This window comes from Neisseria sp. CP9, from assembly GCF_047758525.1.
GTDB lineage: Bacteria > Pseudomonadota > Gammaproteobacteria > Burkholderiales > Neisseriaceae > Neisseria.
Window position 1 is genome coordinate 2,951,384 of sequence record NZ_CP180502.1, and the last position, 18,090, is coordinate 2,969,473.

Here is an 18,090-nt window from a genome sequence, read left to right on the forward strand (position 1 = left end):
GGAATCCGGCTTGTTTTATTCCAAACTTAGAAATTCATTCTCACTCCTACACGGACAGAGCGGCGCAATGCGGCTGGCAAGGTTGCGTACATCGACAAACCGTTCCGATGTTACCTTGCCGTGTTTGAGCGCATTAAGATACCGAAACCATTCAAAAACAAACTCTGCGGTTATCGAATCACAGCAGCCACGTTTTTCAGACGACCCTCCCTGCCGTATAATGCCTTTTTCCGTTCCCGCTTCCTAAACAAACATCATGACCGAATCCATCCGCCTCCCCGCCGCCTCGCTCAAGCCCGCCACCGTCGCCCTGCCCGGCTCTAAAAGCATCAGCAACCGCACCCTGCTGCTCGCCGCTTTGTCCGACAATACTTGCGAAATCCATTCCCTGCTCAAATCCGACGATACCGACCGTATGTTGGAAGCGCTCGATAAACTCGGCGTTGAAATCGAATATCTTGCCGAGGGTCGTCTGAAAGTACATGGCACAGGCGGACAATTTCCAAACCGCACTGCCGATTTGTTTTTAGGCAACGCGGGAACGGCTTTCCGCCCGCTGACTGCTGCGCTTGCCGTTTTGGGCGGCGATTATCATCTGCACGGCGTGCCGCGTATGCATGAACGCCCTATCGGCGATTTGGTCGATGCGCTGCGGATTGCCGGCGCCGATGTCGAATATCTCGGCAACGAACACTATCCGCCGCTTCATATCGGCGAGCGCCAAGACCGCGGCGAGCGCGTGATTCCGATTAAAGGCAATGTGTCCAGCCAGTTTTTGACCGCCCTCTTGATGGCGCTGCCGCTGACCAGGCAGGCATTTGAAATCCGTATGGTCGGCGAGTTGATTTCCAAGCCCTATATCGACATCACATTGAAACTGATGGCGCAATTCGGCGTACAGGTTGCCAATGAAGACTACCGCGTCTTCAAAATTCCCGCAGATGTGCACTACCATGCGCCCGAACATCTGCACGTCGAAGGCGATGCTTCCAGCGCGTCCTACTTTCTCGCCGCCGGTTTGATTGCCGCCACGCCTATCTGCGTTACCGGTATCGGCGCAAACAGCATACAGGGCGATGTCGCCTTTGCCCGCGAGCTGGAAAAAATCGGTGCAGACGTGGTTTGGGGCGAAAACTTCGTCGAAGTCTCACGCCCGAAAGAACGTGCCGTCCAAGCCTTTGATTTGGATGCGAACCATATCCCCGATGCCGCCATGACCCTTGCCATCGTCGCGCTTGCCAGCGGACAAACCTGCACGTTGCGCAACATCGGCTCATGGCGCGTCAAGGAAACCGACCGCATCGCCGCAATGGCAAACGAGTTGCGTAAACTTGGCGCAGAAGTCGTCGAAGAAGCCGAAGCGATTCACATCACCCCGCCTGAAACGCTGACGCCCGACGCCGTCATCGACACTTACGACGACCACCGCATGGCGATGTGTTTCTCGCTGGTTTCCCTGTTGGGCGTACCCGTCGTCATCAACGACCCGAAATGCACCCATAAAACCTTCCCGACTTATTTTGAAGTGTTCTCATCGCTGACCGACGCGGTTTAAAGCGGGAAGACGTTTACCCAAACAAAAAGGTCGTCTGAAAATTTTCAGACGACCTTTTCCACATCACTTTCAAATTAAAACCAGATTACAGTTTCCATTCGCTCAGTTTGGCAGCGTAGGCTTCCAAGTCTGCAATCGGACGGGTTGCCACGCCGCTTTCCATCGCAGCTTTGGCGGCAGCCGAAGCAACGCGCGGCAGCAGGCGGGAGTCGAACGGGGTCGGAATCAGGTATTCCGCGCCGAATTCGAATTTTTTACCGTAAGCGGCAACCACCTCTTCGGTTACTTCCTCCATTGCCAAATCTGCCAAGGCGTACACGCAGGCGCGTTTCATTTCTTCGTTGATGGTCGTCGCGCCGACATCCAACGCGCCGCGGAAGATGAACGGGAAGCACAATACATTGTTCACTTGATTCGGGAAGTCGGAACGACCGGTACCGATGACCACGTCCGAACGGGTTTCTTTTGCCAGCGGCGGCAGGATTTCGGGATTCGGGTTTGCCATGGCGAACACGATAGGCTTGGCGTTCATGGTGTTCAGCATTTCAGGCGTCAGCAGGTTCGCGCCGGAGAGGCCCAAGAAGATGTCTTTGCCTTTGACGGCATCGGCAAGCACGCGTTGACCGTTGTCTTCAATGGCATAGAACTGTTTGGACTCGTCCATACGGTCTTTGTCTTCGCGGGTTTTGTAAATCACGCCTTTCGAGTCGCAAACGGTTACGTTTTCGCGTTTCAGACCCAAATCGAGCAGTTGGTTCAAGCAGGCAATCGCAGCCGCCCCCGCGCCGGAGCAAACCAAGGTCGCTTCCTCGATTTTACGACCGGTATAGCGCAGGGCATTCAATACGGCGGCAGCGGTGATGATGGCGGTACCGTGTTGGTCGTCGTGGAATACGGGGATTTTGCAGCGTTTGCGCAATTCGCGTTCGATGTAGAAGCACTCAGGCGCTTTGATGTCTTCGAGGTTGATGCCGCCGAAAGTCGGTTCCAACGCAGCGATGATGTCCACCAGTTTTTGCGGGTCTTTTTCATCGATTTCGATGTCGAATACGTCCACGCCGGCGAATTTTTTGAACAATACGCCTTTGCCTTCCATCACAGGCTTGCCTGCCAATGCGCCGATGTTGCCCAAGCCCAAAACGGCGGTACCGTTGGAAATCACGGCGACCAAGTTGCCTTTGGCGGTATATTTGTACGCATTTTGCGGATCGGCATGGATTTCCATACAAGGAGCCGCGACGCCCGGCGAGTACGCCAAAGCCAAGTCTTTGGAAGTGGCCAGCGATTTAGTGGGGGTAACGGAGACTTTACCCGGCACGGGGAATTCGTGAAATTTCAGTGCGGCTTCTTTCAATGAGTTTTCCATTTTTCGATCCTGTTGCGAGAGAGAGATTTTGAGTTGAGGTCGTCTGAAACATTGGTTTCGGGACGATTGGCGTTACAAAACCATTTATTCATAAATAAACCTATTTTGTAACGGGCTGTAATTCTATCATGTTCCCAATACGGCGCATACCGCTATTTTCTATCTGAAACAACCAATTTTGAAGCAAAACATATACTTTCAGACGACCTTCATTCGGTTTTAAACATCCATACCGAAACTACGCGCCAGCGCATATTCGATATCCGCCCTTACCTCTTCCAAACTCCGGTTGCTGTCAATGATCGCGTAGCGCTCGAGATGCGCGGCGGCACGTTCGAGATAAACAGCGCGTACGCGGGTGAAAAAATCAGCCTGCTCCTGCTCAAAACGGTCTTTCTCACGCGTCTGCCCGATACGCGCCATCGACACTTCCAGCGGCACGTCCAGCAGCAAAGTCAAATCAGGACCAAACCCGCCTTGCACCCAATTTTCTAACATTTCAATATCTTGAAGGGGCACGCCGCGCCCTCCACCCTGATAGGCGAAAGTCGCATCGGTAAAACGGTCGGAAACGACATGAATACCGTTCGCCAGCGCAGGCAGGATAACGTCTTCAAGATGCTGCTGCCGCGCGGCAAACATCATCAACGTCTCCGCGCGCAATCCCGCCTTGGTTTCAGGGTTCAACAAAATTTCGCGCAAAGCCTCGCCGACAGGCGTACCGCCCGGCTCGCGGGTGAACAATACGGGAAGGTCGTGGGATTCGAACCATTGGCGGATAACGGCAAGATTGGTCGATTTGCCCGCGCCGTCTATGCCGTCCAGAGTGATGAATTTGGGTTTCATAAGGTCAATTTTATTGAGAGAACGAATGTTCAAAAGGTCGTCTGAAAAGACGGATTATAAATGCTTGATGGGGTTCGAAGTAGATTTTCAGACGACTTTGGATTCGGTTTTCAGACGACCTCTATGTTAACTGCTAATGATATTGTTAAAGAACAAATAGTTCAGACGACCTCAAAGAAAGTATTGAGATCGTCTGAACTATAAAATTACTTTTTCGCAGCCCGAATTTTTTTCAAGCCATTCTCCAAAATAGTAACTTTCTCAGGAGGAGTTCCCCTATCCAAAGCATTCCACCAATTATTTACTGGTTTAACAAATAATTGGAATCCTGCATCAGTTACATTGGATTTTCGAATGATCAAATCTTCTTTGATAGAGCCATCCTCATTAAAGGGTTCAATATCAATAAGTAAACTATTCTTTTTAAGAAATGTCATAAGTGCAATAGACATTCTGATAATATCTTCACGATAGTCTTCATCAGCGTTTGCCTCCCAAAATGTCTGAAAATTAAATAATGTCACATCCATGATAATCTCCTAAGGTAATCTAATAATTTCGAATATTTCTTCAACATAAACCAAGCTTTTGCTGTCTCTGACATATACTCCACCGACACCTCTAATTCTTTCTTCTTTTGCTGCTGACTACTTTTTGAAATAGTCTTGCTAGTAACCTCTTAGGTGTATGTCTAAATCTTGGTGTTGCCTGGCGGGCTTTTTGATTTCGGTGCGGACGAGCTGGTTTTCTAGGCCATATTGGTTTTCGCCGTCGGGCAGCTGCGGTAGATCAGGTTGTCTAATGTGTCGTAGGTGTTACGACGGCTGAACACATTACAATAAAGGTTGTCTGAAAGTTGTGTTTCAGACAACCTCCATGTTGACCAGTAGTAAGGTGTTGTTAAGACGAAGCCGCAGACAGTACAGATAGTACGGCAAGGCGAGGCAACGCCGTACTGGTTTAAAGTTAATCCACTATAATTTAAACACACCTGGCTACGACAAAAACCACCCAACCATTCTAATGAAAACCAAACAACCGCCCTGCTTCCTCCGCCCAAAAGAAAAGACCACCCGCATCAACCGCGTACCTCAACTCAACCCTGCTTATCGCGGTAATATTGCCCATCTGATCCGCCTGTACCTACGGATTTGCCGCAATCCCTATCTGCATCTGCCGCGCGTACGCGCCAACCGAACGCCGTGGCATTTTATCGAACTGGACAGTCATTTTTATTTAGATTTGGGACTGGGTTTGCCTGCAGGCCGCAGCGAATGGGACTTTACCCTTCAAACCTGCCAACTGCCCGCTCGCCTGCAACAGGGCGATGACGAGGCTGAAGAGCATTTCTGCGACATTCTGAAGGCAATGTTGATGATGTTTTACCTGCCCGTTTTTGCGCTCAAACAACCTCAATCCTGCGTTTGTAACAAAATCGTGCTGCTTCCTGAGGCCGCTAAACCTCCACAAAATGATGAACAACGTACCGATCTGATTCAAAATTTATTTTTTAACAGTCATATAACGGATGCTCGCCGCAGGTTGATACAAGACGGGGGAATTCTGTATTTTATACTGGACGAAGCTAATCATACCAAACGCCGCCCGCTGCGCGAATTGATAGATGAAATAAACATTCGCCCTCAAGTAAGCGAACCGGAACGGCAAAAAATGCAAACCATTATGGCGTTTTATCGCGAAATGTCCGGTTTCCTGCAAGCCGGTCTACCGAAACAAATAAACAGAACAACCCAAAACATTAAGGTCGTCTGAAACCATGTATTACGAACTCCACCTTACTGCCACGCCGCAACCCTCCTCTGCCCTTCCCCGTTTTCAGACGACCTGTGCCGACTTGGGCGGTAAAGCCGTACTAATCGAGCTGCCCGAGGGCGCGCATCCTCAGCAGCCGATGTTTTCTGCTGTGATACAGTCGGACGATTATCATGCTGTCCGGCAGTATGTACAGATGCTTGCCAACCGGTTTGCCGCACAAGGCTTTACCATCGTGCGTGAAAAAATTGAAATTCCTGCCGATTGTGCCGCCCGTTTTCAGACGACCTATCCGAACGAAAAACCCTGTTATTTCGAATGGCACGGCAAGGTGCGCCATGAGGCTGAAGAATTGCCTGCCCTGCGCGCCTACTGCTCACACTGCCATGCCCATCTGTCGCGCAATACTTTACGCCATACGCCTGACCAACGGTTTATTACCGTGCGCCATTCGGGTGATTACACTGAGTTTGTTGAGCGTGTACAAAAGTTGTTGGACGACCTGCCCGATTCAGTATCCCTTATCAAACAGCAATTTGAATATTGTGTGTATGATGGCAATTTGGATTTGGATAAAGGATGGACGCATTAAGGGGAATCCTTCAGGTCGTCTGAATCCCCCTATCTCCGACGAACAGCATGACCAAGCCATTTTCCTGTTTATAACCTTGCTCAAAACGCATCATGAATCCCATTGAACTCTACGCCCTTCAATATCCTGACCTTTCTGAAACCCGACTGCTGGAGCTTATCGCCCAAGAAGCATTTATCCGCCGCGCCGCCAGCTTGGATTTTCCCTTTATGCTCAAAGGCAGCCACATCACGCGCCAATATTTTCCCAATCTGCAAATGCGCTTACCTGCCGATTTGGATTATGTGATGTTGCCGTATAAAGAAGACTACCGTTCAGCCGAAAACAGTTTGAATAAATGGACGCAAGCCGTAACCACCGCTTATGCCTATGATGGCGTGACGTTCACACCATTCTCCCAAAATCCCTTTTGGCGCAACGTGGATTACGCCATGTCGGACGATTTCCCCACCACCAATACCGATTTGACCTGCACCATCAACGGTCAGCGTGTAGAATTAAGCGTTGATGTATCGTTCAATCTGGATTTGCCCTTCGAACCTGACTACTACACCGTATTCAATACGGCGATGGACCAATTTACGCTGCCCTACTCCGTACCGCTCGCCCCGCAAATCGCATGGAAGCTGCATCAAACCCTCGTCCGTCCGCGCTTTAAAGACTTATATGACTTGAGTTATCTCGTTCAACACATTCAAGGCGACACTAATCTGATTGAACAAATATTAGAAATACTCGCCGCCGAATGCCGCCGCGACCGAATCCCACTACGAAACATACGACATCTGTTTTCGGGTAATCTGCATGATATTTTTTGTCATTACGATGCACACCACACCTATGTCAAAAATCTCCGCAAAGACTGGGACTACCAACGTAAAACAGATGAATTTTCCTATACCTGTCCGCAAATACCGGACGATTATCAAACCGTGTTTGAGCAATACGTACAAAGCTTGCGCGATGCGGGTCTGACGTTAGACAATCTTGTCTTGCCGCAATAAAGTTCAGGTCGTCTGAAAATGATTTTTCAGACGACCTCTCAAAAAGGAGGAGTATTATGGAAATTCTTATCTTTAAAACCAACAAAACAAAATGGCAGAAAATACTCATATTTCTGTTAGGTTTTTTTTCTTAACTACGGCAATAGCCGGAGAAAATATGAATTTTCGTTCGAGTAAAAATGATAACGATGTTTCAAGATTGGCTCATGCAAAAGCATTGGAAAGTAAATTAATTGGAGAGGAAGGGTCGAAATCCAAGCAAAGCAATAGCTTTGAAAGACTGAATAAAGAAGGAAATAGGGATAAATTTAAAAAGTTATATCATGAATCAGAAAATATTCATGGGAAAATATATGCTTTAGTTTGGTTTTTCGATAATGATAAAAATCTGTACAGAAGATATAAAAATGAATTAAACCAAAATGAAGAAGTAATAATTTATCACGCAGATATTAAATTAATTTCCCCTCTGTCTGATGTTTTCCCACTGATTGAATCAGGCTATTTAAAGAAACATATTTTGTATTGAATGATCGGCGAATCATATTTGGGGTAAAACATCTATTCTTCGGGCAAAAACGGTTATATGCAAAAGGTCGTCTGAATCTAATTTTCAGACGACCTTTTTACCATTTTCAACCCTATTGAGGCTGCACGTTGAAAGGCATATCGATTTTTTGCCATTGCGCGCTTTCGTAGTCGAGCGCGGCGGCAATTAGGGGGTGTTGTTCGAGCCAGTTTTGGCTGATGCGCAGGATGAAGCCTTTTCCGGTTTCATCGGCGCGCAGTTGGGTTTGCGGCGGTAGATCCAAAGGCAGGCGGGCGCGGCAGAAAAGTGCGGCGAGGCGCAGGGAGAGGACGGCGTACCAAAGCATTTCGCTACTGCCGACGATGTCCGCCATTTTTTTCATGTCGCCGCGGTGTCCGATGACCAGTTGCGCGAGTATGGTTTGCTCTTTGCGGGAGAAACCGGGCATATCGGCGTTTTCGAGGATATAGGCGGAGTGTTTATGGTAGCCTGTGTGGGCGATGTCGAGTCCGATTTCGTGCAGTCTGCCTGCCCAGCCGAGGTATTGTTGCCATTGGGCAAGGTCTTGGACGGTTACGTTTTTAGCGTGGCACAGGCTGTCCATAAAGGCTTGCGCGGTTTCGGCGACGCGTTTGGCTTGGTTGAGGCTGACATGGTAGCGGTTTTGGAACTCGGCGGTCGTCTGATCGCGCATGTCTTCGTTCAAACCGCGTCCGATCAGGTCGTAGAACACGCCGTCGCGCAAGGCGGCTTCGGTAACGGTCATTTTGGTGAGTTCGAGTTCTTCAAACGCTGCCATCATGACGGCCAGTCCGCCGGCGAACACTTCTACACGTTCTGGCTTGAGGCTTTCGAATTTGGCTTTTTTGACGGAACCGGCTTCAATAATACGGTCGGCGAGGTAGCGCATGCCTTTGTAGGTGATGTCGGCTTCTTGGGGCAGCTCGGCGGCGATGAGGTCGCGGATGGATTTGGCGGAGCCGGAGGTGCCGATGGCGAAATCCCAACCTGTACGCTTCATGAGTTTGCTGATGCGCTGGATTTCGTTGCGTGCGGCGGAGATGGCGGCTTGGAAATCTTTGGCGGTGATTTTGTTTTGGAAAAAACGCAGGCTGTAAGTGACGCAGCCTAGGGGCAGGCTTTCGGTGGCGAGCGGCTGGAGGTCGGAGCCGATGACGAATTCAGTCGAGCCGCCGCCGATGTCGATGACGAGCATCTTGTCGCCGTTGGGCGGCAGGGTGTGGACGACGCCGGTGTAAATGAGACGGGCTTCCTCTCGACCTGCGATGATTTCGATGGGGAAGCCCAGTGCGGCTTCGGCTTTGGGTAGGAATTGGGCGATATTTTTTGCTACGCGGAAGGTATTGGTCGCCACAACGCGCACTTGTTCGGGCTTGAACCCGCGCAGCCGTTCGCCGAATTTAGCCAAACAGTCCAAGGCGCGTTCTTGGGATTCTTCGCTGAGGTTCTTATGTTCGTCCAAACCGGCGGCAAAACGCACCATTTGTTTGAAGGAATCAATGACTTTTAGTTGTCCGTTGTTGTTTTCGCAAACTTGGAGGCGGAAGCTGTTGGAACCTAAATCGACGGATGCCAGGACGTTGGTGGGCGTAGTGGTCATGAAAAAATACCGGTGGATAAACGAAGGTCTAATGTTACTCTGTCCCGCCGTTGATTGACAATATCGCAGATCAACTTTAAACCGCCGCAATATTGCACTGCGTTGATGTATCACTCATTGTCTGTTTCAAGTCAATCTGCTCATCAATGATACACGCCACCTTTGATTCCGCACGGAGATATTCTTATAATATCCGTTTTGCAAACGTCAAAAGGTCGTCTGAAAACGAAAATAGGTTTTTCAGACGACCTTTAAACCGAGTAAACGAATGATACTACACATGAAAACGGAAAACCTTATCCTCACACCCGAATCCCCGTCCCGCCGCCGCTTTTTAATGGCTGGCGGTGCATTGCTGCTCAGCCCTGCCGCCGCACTCGCCGGCGCGCAACGTGAAGAAACGCTTGCCGACGATGTTGCTTCGGTCATGCGCAGCTCTATCAACAATGTCAACCCGCCGCGCCTCGTGTTCGCCGATCCAAACGAAGGCGAACGCTGGCTGGCGGCGATGTCCTCCCGCCTTGCCCGCTACGTTCCCGATGCCGCCGAACGCCGCCGCCTGCTGGTCAACATCCAATACGAAAGCAGCCGCGCGGGGTTGAATACCCAAGTGATTTTAGGGTTGATCGAAGTCGAGAGCGCGTTCCGCCAATACGCCATCAGCGGCGTCGGCGCGCGCGGGCTGATGCAGGTCATGCCGTTTTGGAAAAACTATATCGGCAAACCTTCGCACAACCTGTTCGACATCCGCACCAACCTGCGCTACGGCTGCACCATCCTGCGCCACTACAACAATATCGAAAAAGGCAACATCGTCCGCGCTTTGGCGCGCTTCAACGGCAGCTTGGGCAGCAACAAATACCCCAACGCCGTCTTGGGCGCGTGGCGCAACCGTTGGCAGTGGGGTTGAACCGCGTGTTATAGACGGCTGCGGTCTGTGCAAATGCAAACCCTTTTGAATCCTGTATAATCCGCACATCTGATAATTTTAAAATTTCAGACGACCTCAAAATCCTACCGGGTCGTCTGAAAAACCGTTTATGGCAAAAGACACCCGCATCCAAATGTTCCCGCACGAATGGCGTGCCAGCACCACCCTCTCCGGCGTTTACGCACTGCGTATGTTGGGGATGTTTTTGGTTCTCCCCGTTTTGTCCTTATATGCCGCCTCATTGCCCGGCGCGGAAAACAACAAAACCTTGGTTGGTCTGGCAATGGGCATCTACGGACTGACACAGGCTTTGCTGCAACTGCCTTTGGGCATCGCTTCCGATAAGTTCGGACGCAAAAAAACCATTTATGTCGGACTGATTGTCTTTGCCGCCGGTAGTTTTCTTGCCGCTGCCGCCAACTCATTGCCCATGCTGGTTGCCGCGCGCGCCATTCAAGGGGCGGGCGCAGTCAGCGCCGCAGTAACCGCGCTGCTTGCCGACTTGACCCGGGACGGTGTGCGTACCCGCGCAATGGCGATGATAGGCTTAAGCATAGGTTTGACCTTTTCCGTCAGCCTGGTGGTTGCCCCGATGATTGCCGATATTATCGGCGTACCCGGATTGTTTATGCTGACCGGCATCCTGACCGTCATCAGCATAGGCGTTGTCGTTTGGATGACTCCTGATCCCGAAGTATCAAAGCTGCACGAAGACACACAGGCGCAGCCCTCTCGCATGGGCGAAGTCCTCCGAGACCGCCAGCTTCTCAACTTGGATTTCGGCATTTTCGCGCTGCACGCCGCACAAATGGCGTTGTTCACCGCCCTGCCTTTTGCCATGACGCAGCTCGGTTTGGAAAAAATCCAGCATTGGAAAGTCTATCTGCCCTCGACCATCGCAGGGCTGGTGATTATGATCCCCCTCATCATCATCGGCGAAACCCGCAACAAGCTCAAGCAAGTCTTCATCCTCGGCATCGCCTGCATTGCCGCGGCGCAAATCGGCTTATTGTTCGGCATGCACTCGATTTGGCTGATTACCGCCTATCTGATTGTTTACTTTATCGGCTTCAACGTATTGGAAGCCAGCCTGCCGTCCATGGTGTCTAAGATTGCACCGGCCGATTTGAAAGGCACGGCAATGGGCGTTTACAATACCATGCAGTCCGTCGGGCTGTTTGTGGGCGGCGCAAGCGGCGGATGGCTGTTTCAACAATACGGCTTTGCAGGTGTTTTCACCTTTTGCAGCGTGTTGATGTTGCTATGGCTGGTCATCGCCGTACTCGCGCCCGCGCCCAAACCCGTCAAAAACCTCAGCTATCCCGTCAGCCCCGCATGGCAGGAAAAACACGATTCGCTCTACCAAGCATTATCCCAAGTCGAAGGCGTTGAAAGCATTACCTTCAGCGCAGACAAACAAACCATTTACATCAAGGCGTTGCAAAAAGGATTTGACCAAGAGGCCGCCGAAAACATCATCACAGGAGTTTAAAAAATGTCATTAAACAAAGTCATCCTTATCGGCCGTCTCGGTCGCGACCCCGAAGTCCGCTATATGCCCAACGGCGAAGCCGTCTGCAATTTCAGTGTCGCCACCAGCGAAACATGGAACGACCGCAACGGCCAGCGCGTAGAACGCACCGAGTGGCACAACATCACCATGTACCGCCGCCTCGCCGAAATCGCCGGACAATACCTGAAAAAAGGCAGCCAAGTTTATCTGGAAGGCCGCATCCAAAGCCGTAAATACCAAGGCAAAGACGGCATCGAACGTACCGCATACGACATTATCGCCAACGAAATGAAAATGCTCGGCGGCCGCAACGACAACAGCGGCGGCGCGCCTTACGACGACGGCGGTTACAGCCAAGGCGGCTACCAACAACAAGCGCCGCAGCAACAATACCAAGCCGCCCCGCAAAACCAAGAACCCCCTGCCGCCCCCCGCCGCCAAGCTCCCGCCGCACCGGCAGCCCCTGTCGAAGACATCGACGACGATATTCCGTTCTGAATTCTGTATACTTGAATTTTGTAAAAAATAAATCATTAAAACCCAGAGAAACCTTATATAGCAAGGTTTCTCTTTTTTTACACATATTTTGACTTTTGTTATCTTCTTTGTTATAGTCAATTAAAAATAAAATAGTACAATACTCAACTTTTAAGGTCTAACCATGGCATACTCTGCGGACTTAAGAAACAAAGCTTTAAACTATTACGAACAATGCAAAAACATCAGCCAAACCGCAGCGACGTTTAACTTGTCAAGAAACACGCTTTACCTGTGGATTCGCCTTAAAAAACAAACAGGCAGCCTAAAACATCAAGTTACCGGTCTAAATGCCGTCAAATTGGATAGGCAAAAACTGGCTCAATATGTTGGGCAACACCCGGATGCCTATCTGCATGAAATCGCCAAACATTTTGATTGTACGCCAGCCGCCGTTTGCTATGCACTCAAACAGATGGGGATGACGCGCAAAAAAAGACCACCACTTACAAAGAACAAGATCCGGCCAAAGTAACGCATTATTTGACACAGCTGGCCGAATTTTCCGACTACCAACGTGTTTATTTGGATGAAACAGGATTTGACCGCTACCTGTTCCGTCCCTATGCCCGCAGCCCGAAAGGGCAAATAGTGAAAGCGCAGATAAGTGGAAAAAGATACCGACGCTTATCTCTGGTGTCCGCACAAGTCGGCAACCGGCTGATTGCTCCGATGGTTTATCAAAATACGATGACCGGAGTCTTTTTTGAAGCGTGGTTTCAGCAATGCCTACTGCCCGCATTGACTCAAAAATCGGTGATTATTTTAGATAATGCGCGATTTCACCGTATGGGTGTCTTACGGGAAATGGCGGAAAAATGGGGACATAAGGTATTGCCTCTTGCACCTTATTCACCTGAGCTCAACCCGATTGAGAAGGTGTGGGCGAATATTAAGCGGTATCTGCGAACCGTATTGTCTGATTACGCCCGATTTGACGATGCGTTACTGTCCTATTTTGATTTTAATTGACTATAAAGTAATATTCAGCTCATCATTGCGGGAAGTTGTCTTTATAACTGAAATGCCCATTGCGCTATTGCCTAATAAGCCTGTTAAGTGCGCCTGCCTATAATCTTTAGCTTCATTGACAGTAATTTTGAAATTCCCAATATCATCCAATTTGATTTCGTCATTGGCGAAAAAGCAGCCGGACAATATCAAGCCGGTAATACCCAGCATAGCTACCTTAATTTTCATCGTCATTTTATCCTTCGATAGAAGCATCTTCTAACGTGCCGTCGAAATTGCCATCCATAACAATACGGTATCTCTCAACAAATCTCCATCCTTGAAGTCGACAATACGCAATTTAAAATTCTTTAGAATCATAAATAAAGTCTTGAAAATGACTTTCAGACGACCTGACCGACAGTTTTACCCCTATTTACCCTGTTTATTGACAAGGTTCCAATAAGAAAAGTTCTTTGATAAGCGCTTTAGACGTATAAACCTACAAAGTATGATGTAATACTGTTTCTCACCCATTTAGAGTAAGTGTATAGATTATGGGTAAATCTTTTGCTGTATTGCCCTTGTTATTTAGAAAAAACAATAATGATACGGTAAGTTTTATTATGTGTAGTGGATTAAATTTAAATCAGGACAAGGCGACGAAGCCGCAGACAGTACAGATAGTACGGAACCGATTCACTTGGTGCTTCAGCACCTTAGAGAATCGTTCTCTTTGAGCTAAGGCGAGGCAACGCCGTACTGGTTTAAAGTTAATCCACTATAATTTCAGGTTGTTTATCCATCATCCAATTTATCGTAGGAGCGATTATGCCTCAAATGAAATTTAAATTATGGCTGCCGGTGTTGCTGGCTGCCGTTTTAGCAGCCTGTTCACAATCACATCAAGCAGTTGAAGCACCGGCTGCCACCAATTCAGCCGTACCAAGCCAAAGTGCGCAAGCGGCAGAGAAATTAGGAACGGGTTGGGGCGATGAGGTGGAATCTCCTGTTCATTCTGTAGATTTGCGCCGTGTCAGCCAGGAACCTTTGGCGCAAAGTGTATTAAACTACTCTTCCAAAGATTATCGCGGCCGCAGCGTCAATTCGATTGCTTTAGCTTCAGGCAAAGTGGAATTGTCTGTACGCGGTGACGATGGCAGCCTGCTGCCGATATTCCGTGACAAAGGCAACTACTATCTGCGCGGTACAGACGGACAGGCATACCGTTTGGTCTATCAAAACAACAGCAACAAAACCTTGGAAATCGTAGCCAGCGTTGATGGTTTGGATGTGATTTCAGGCAAATCGGCCAGCAAATACGCCGACGGTTATGTCTTGTATCCTCATGATTCTTTAGAAATCGAAGGTTTCCGCAAAAGTAGCAGCGCGGTGGCGTCGTTTGTCTTCAGCAGCCCCCACGACTCTTATGCCGCCAACTCGGATAATGGCTCCATCCGCAATACGGGTGTAATCGGCACTGCAATTTTCGAACTGTACGACCCAAACCGCAGCAGAAATGAACCTCAAGCCTTTCCCGCCAATGACGGATACGCCAAACCGCCTACCCGATAAGGTATAAATAATAAAAGCGGTCTGTAAACCAAATAGGTTTTCAGACCGCTTCTTATTTTGCAGTAGCAATGAAAATAAAATAACTTGATAAAGATAAACAGGAATAATCTGTTCTAAATTATCCTGAGACAAAAGGTCGTCTGAAAACTGAACTGGCCCCCAAATCTTGGACACTCATAAAAGCCTTTTCAGGCGCTCTGTGTAAGCTGGGTTCTGTATGCGACAGGACTCAGCTTTTTCAATTTCAAACTGCAACGCTCCCGGTTGTAGTAATCCATATAGTCATCTATCTGCTTCATCAATTCGTCCACCGTCAATTCACCTGCGTTATAGAAACACTCCGTCTTCAACACCGCAAAGAAGCTTTCCATCGGCGCATTGTCCCAGCAGTTCGCCTTTCGCGACATGCTTTGAACCATGGAATGCTCCGCAAGCAATTCCCTATACCCCGCCGTACGGTACAGCACGCCTTGGTCGGAATGAAGCATCGTTCCTTTATCAGTTAGACGGGGTGCGGCTTTTTCGAGCATTTCCTTCACCATTTCACTGTCGGCTCTGCGGCTCATGGCGTAGGCGACGATCTCGCGGTTGAACAGGTCCAATATCGGCGAGAGGTACAGTTTGCCGTCGCTCCCTTTGAGTTCGGTCACGTCGGTCAGCCATTTTTCGTTGGGCTTTCGGGCTTTGAACCGGCGTTTGAGGAGGTGTTCCGATATCTCGCCCATGGCGGGATGGCGGTAGGCTTTTTTCGCCCGTATGAGGGCTTTCAGCCCCATCTGTTTCATCAACCGCGCCGCTTTTTTGCGGTTCCAACCCAATGCTGCGGCAATGCGCCTTTGCCCGTAGCGTCCTTTATGCCGCCGGTAGGTTTCGACGAGGAGGGCTTTGTCGGCTTCGTCGGGGTCGGGTCGGTCTTGGTGGTGGTAGTAAAAGCTGCTTTTGGGCAGGTTTGCGATGTGCAGCAGGTATTTGAGCGGGTGTTGCGCCCTCAGTGTTTGGACGGTTTGGCTTTGTCCTTTTCGGTCCGCTTTTGGCTGAGGGCTTTTAACTCCTTTAGGTAGGCGACCTCTGCGCGCATATAGCACAACTCTTCAATAAGCTCTGCCTGTGTTTTTTCTTGGTCGGGTTTATCTGCGATGAAGGGGTTTTTGCGGTGGTCGGTCATGGTTTTGGATTGGGGATGTTCGAGTGCGCCGATGCCGCCTTCTTGATAGGCGCGTATCCATCGTCTCAGGTGGGTTCGGGAAATGCCGTAGTGGTCTGCAGTACGCTGTTGGCTGCGTATATGCAGGTAGTGAAGTACGGCTTGGTATTTGAAGTGTAATGTATATTTGCTCATAAAAAAACTGCACCTTGTGAGTTGGAGGGGGGATGTCCAACTTTTGGGGTGCAGTTCAAACCGGTTTTCTAGTTTTCAGACGACCTTTATGCTTTTGAAGCTCAGTTCAACCTATTTCTTCAAAATATATTTGCGTACGGCGGCATTGTGTTCTTCCAGATTATGGCTGAACTGGCTCAAGCCGGTGCCGTCCATTTTGGAGACGAAATAGAGGTATTTTTCATTTGACGGGTGGGCGGCAGCCTCAAGGGCGGCTTTGCTCGGCAGGGCGATGGGGGTCGGGGTTAAGCCGCTGCGGGTGTAGGTGTTATACGGCGTATCGCGCTGGAGGTCGGCTTTGCGGATTTTGCCTTTATACGCGCTACCCATACCGTAAATCACGGTCGGGTCGGTTTGCAGGCGCATGCCGATGTTGAGGCGGTTGACGAATACTGAAGCAACATGGGCGCGGTCGTCTTCATGGGCGGTTTCTTTTTCAATCAGGCTCGCCATAATGAGCATTTCATACGGATTTTTGTAGGGCAATCCGCTTTGGCGATCTTCCCAAGCATCGTTCAGACGACGTTGCATGGTTTGATAAGCGGTTTGGTAGATTTGCAAATCACTGCTGCCTGCGTCGATTTCATAGCTGTCGGGGAAAAACTGACCTTCGGGATTGCTGCTGAGCGCGTCGGGGGCAATTGCCTGCATGAGTTCCGCATCGCTCCAGCCGCGTGTTTTGTGTTCGATGTCGGGGGTGTTGTCGATGATTTTACGCATCGTGGCAAAACGCGAACCTTCGACGATTTGAACCGTAACGGCATCGGGTCTGCCGCTGCGGATTTTCTGCAAAATGCCCCATGCGGAAATGTTGGAAGGAAGGCGGTACGAGCCGGCGTTGAGTTTGTTGTGTGCGCCTATCATGTAGGCGGCTGCGACCAAAACGTGGCGGTTGTAAACGATTCCGTCTTCGGCAAGCGTACGGCTGACGGAAGAGATGCCTTGGTTTTTGGCGATTTTGATACGGTATGCTTTGCCGTTGTCTTTGGGAACGAACAGCAAGGCGGCGAACACGGCGGCAACGGCAACAAAAAATACCGCAAACCATTTCAACATTTTTTTCAACATGGTAGGATTTTTGATTTGTGAACGTCGGGCGACAGTATAACCGAAATGCGCACCCTCTTCCCCGCGCGCCCGCCCGACGTATGTTTTTTCCGCCTCAGTGGTCGTCTGAAATAAAGGGTCGTCTGAATTATGAATCTTCCGTCCGAATGCCAAGACATTAACTGGCAACAAGGCTGGTGGCAGCCTGCGCGCCGCGCGTTTTCGCCAAACTTCGAGCCGCGTGCAGAATCAGAAGCCGTGTCGCTGGTGGTTTTACACAATATTTCGCTGCCGCCTTTCGAATATGGGACGGGCGCGGTGGAAAAACTGTTTACCAACCGCATCAACCCCGACGAACATCCGTTTTTCAGCGTCATCTACACCTTGCGCGTTTCCAGCCATTTTCTGATTAGCCGCGACGGCGAGGCGGTGCAGTTCGTTTCTTGCGACGATATGGCGTATCACGCGGGCGTGTCGTCGTTTCGCGGACGTGAAAAGTGTAATGCGTTTTCGGTCGGCATCGAATTGGAAGGCTGCGATTTCGAACCGTTTACCGAAGCGCAATATCAAACGCTGGAAACTCTGTTGAAAGCGTTGGTTGGGCATTATCCCATCACCGCCGTTACCGGTCATCAGGACATCGCCCCCGACCGCAAAACCGACCCCGGCCACTTTTTCGACTGGCAAAGATTGCAGGCGGCAGGTTTTCCGGTTGTCCGTTAATCGCTCAAAAATGCCATATAGCATTTTTCAGACGACCTAGCCCCATTTTGGGCTATCATTCGCGGCATTTGCTGTCAGAAAAGTTTATTTTCGTTATAATCGAGCATCCATACGGGACAATCCGTGTCCGACTCCGACGAACTTACTCG

Annotated in this window: 19 protein-coding genes; 11 read left to right on the forward strand and 8 right to left on the reverse strand. The window is 49.8% G+C overall.

All coding sequences use genetic code 11. The features are described from left to right. Positions 1-256: 256 nt before the first annotated feature. Entirely contained in the window at positions 257-1,555 is a 1,299-nt protein-coding gene (gene aroA, locus ACMYUL_RS14335) for a 3-phosphoshikimate 1-carboxyvinyltransferase (protein ID WP_415771338.1), read from the forward strand. 85 nt (positions 1,556-1,640) lie between these two features. On the opposite strand, the gene ACMYUL_RS14340 is transcribed toward aroA, so the two are convergent. The 3 genes from ACMYUL_RS14340 to ACMYUL_RS14350 form a co-directional block, all read right to left on the reverse strand. Further along, complete coding sequence (locus tag ACMYUL_RS14340; protein WP_415771340.1) at positions 1,641-2,921, reverse strand: malic enzyme-like NAD(P)-binding protein; 1,281 nt, start codon at positions 2,919-2,921, stop codon at positions 1,641-1,643. A 219-nt stretch (positions 2,922-3,140) separates the two neighbouring features. Continuing rightward, on the reverse strand, positions 3,141-3,767 hold the full coding sequence (gene tmk, locus ACMYUL_RS14345) for a dTMP kinase (protein ID WP_415771342.1): 627 nt from the start codon (positions 3,765-3,767) through the stop codon (positions 3,141-3,143). A gap of 206 nt (positions 3,768-3,973) precedes the next feature. After that, positions 3,974-4,297: a DNA polymerase III gene (locus ACMYUL_RS14350; RefSeq protein ID WP_415771344.1), complete on the reverse strand. Its 324-nt coding sequence runs from the start codon at positions 4,295-4,297 to the stop codon at positions 3,974-3,976. Positions 4,298-4,790: 493 nt separating this feature from the next. Between ACMYUL_RS14350 and ACMYUL_RS14355 the strand changes: the two genes are divergently transcribed. From ACMYUL_RS14355 to ACMYUL_RS14370, 4 genes are all read left to right on the forward strand, one after another. After that, positions 4,791-5,540: a hypothetical protein gene (locus ACMYUL_RS14355; RefSeq protein WP_415771345.1), complete on the forward strand. Its 750-nt coding sequence runs from the start codon at positions 4,791-4,793 to the stop codon at positions 5,538-5,540. A gap of 4 nt (positions 5,541-5,544) precedes the next feature. Then, positions 5,545-6,132, forward strand: a complete 588-nt coding sequence (locus tag ACMYUL_RS14360; protein ID WP_415771347.1) for a hypothetical protein — start codon at positions 5,545-5,547, stop codon at positions 6,130-6,132. A gap of 92 nt (positions 6,133-6,224) precedes the next feature. Continuing rightward, on the forward strand, positions 6,225-7,136 hold the full coding sequence (locus ACMYUL_RS14365) for a nucleotidyl transferase AbiEii/AbiGii toxin family protein (protein ID WP_070513158.1): 912 nt from the start codon (positions 6,225-6,227) through the stop codon (positions 7,134-7,136). Positions 7,137-7,227: 91 nt separating this feature from the next. Beyond that, on the forward strand, positions 7,228-7,665 hold the full coding sequence (locus ACMYUL_RS14370) for a hypothetical protein (RefSeq protein ID WP_246830417.1): 438 nt from the start codon (positions 7,228-7,230) through the stop codon (positions 7,663-7,665). A gap of 112 nt (positions 7,666-7,777) precedes the next feature. Here the strand turns inward: ACMYUL_RS14370 and ppx are convergent, their stop codons facing one another. Then, a complete protein-coding gene (gene ppx / locus ACMYUL_RS14375) occupies positions 7,778-9,286 on the reverse strand; it encodes an exopolyphosphatase (RefSeq protein WP_070513155.1) in 1,509 nt (502 codons plus the stop codon). A 280-nt stretch (positions 9,287-9,566) separates the two neighbouring features. On the opposite strand from ppx, the gene ACMYUL_RS14380 reads away from it, so the two are divergent. The 4 genes from ACMYUL_RS14380 to ACMYUL_RS14395 all read left to right on the forward strand — a co-directional run bounded on the left by ACMYUL_RS14380 (position 9,567) and on the right by ACMYUL_RS14395 (position 13,239). Next, the gene (locus tag ACMYUL_RS14380; protein ID WP_311152433.1) at positions 9,567-10,196 is read left to right on the forward strand and encodes a lytic transglycosylase domain-containing protein; all 630 of its coding nucleotides are present in this window, start codon (positions 9,567-9,569) and stop codon (positions 10,194-10,196) included. 130 nt (positions 10,197-10,326) lie between these two features. Then, positions 10,327-11,709: an MFS transporter gene (locus ACMYUL_RS14385; protein WP_415771351.1), complete on the forward strand. Its 1,383-nt coding sequence runs from the start codon at positions 10,327-10,329 to the stop codon at positions 11,707-11,709. Positions 11,710-11,712: 3 nt separating this feature from the next. Then, positions 11,713-12,228 (forward strand): single-stranded DNA-binding protein, encoded by a 516-nt coding sequence (locus ACMYUL_RS14390; RefSeq protein WP_003742079.1) that lies wholly within the window; start codon positions 11,713-11,715, stop codon positions 12,226-12,228. 163 nt (positions 12,229-12,391) lie between these two features. Then, positions 12,392-13,239 (forward strand): IS630 family transposase gene (locus ACMYUL_RS14395; RefSeq protein ID WP_099048405.1). Its coding sequence is split into 2 segments (ribosomal slippage): positions 12,392-12,707 and positions 12,707-13,239, totalling 849 coding nucleotides; the frame shifts between segments, so codons are not numbered across the junction. Here ACMYUL_RS14395 and ACMYUL_RS14400 read toward each other — a convergent pair. Continuing rightward, the gene (locus ACMYUL_RS14400) at positions 13,240-13,473 is read right to left on the reverse strand and encodes a hypothetical protein (protein ID WP_415771353.1); all 234 of its coding nucleotides are present in this window, start codon (positions 13,471-13,473) and stop codon (positions 13,240-13,242) included. A gap of 576 nt (positions 13,474-14,049) precedes the next feature. Between ACMYUL_RS14400 and ACMYUL_RS14405 the strand changes: the two genes are divergently transcribed. Then, positions 14,050-14,793, forward strand: coding sequence for a hypothetical protein (locus tag ACMYUL_RS14405; protein ID WP_415771355.1), 744 nt, complete (start codon positions 14,050-14,052; stop codon positions 14,791-14,793). A 188-nt stretch (positions 14,794-14,981) separates the two neighbouring features. Here ACMYUL_RS14405 and ACMYUL_RS14410 read toward each other — a convergent pair whose 3' ends face one another. The 3 genes from ACMYUL_RS14410 to mltG form a co-directional block, all read right to left on the reverse strand. Beyond that, positions 14,982-15,878 carry an IS3 family transposase gene (locus ACMYUL_RS14410; RefSeq protein ID WP_415771357.1) on the reverse strand — a complete coding sequence of 299 codons (897 nt, stop codon included), beginning with the start codon at positions 15,876-15,878 and terminating at the stop codon, positions 14,982-14,984. Further along, positions 15,782-16,132: a helix-turn-helix domain-containing protein gene (locus ACMYUL_RS14415; RefSeq protein ID WP_308862247.1), complete on the reverse strand. Its 351-nt coding sequence runs from the start codon at positions 16,130-16,132 to the stop codon at positions 15,782-15,784. Before ACMYUL_RS14415 ends, ACMYUL_RS14410 begins: the two co-directional genes overlap by 97 nt. Positions 16,133-16,243: 111 nt before the next feature. After that, positions 16,244-17,239, reverse strand: a complete 996-nt coding sequence (mltG, locus tag ACMYUL_RS14420) for an endolytic transglycosylase MltG (RefSeq protein WP_415771359.1) — start codon at positions 17,237-17,239, stop codon at positions 16,244-16,246. Positions 17,240-17,368: 129 nt separating this feature from the next. Between mltG and ampD the strand changes: the two genes are divergently transcribed. After that, positions 17,369-17,941, forward strand: a complete 573-nt coding sequence (gene ampD, locus ACMYUL_RS14425; protein WP_415771360.1) for a 1,6-anhydro-N-acetylmuramyl-L-alanine amidase AmpD — start codon at positions 17,369-17,371, stop codon at positions 17,939-17,941. Positions 17,942-18,090 lie beyond the last annotated feature (149 nt).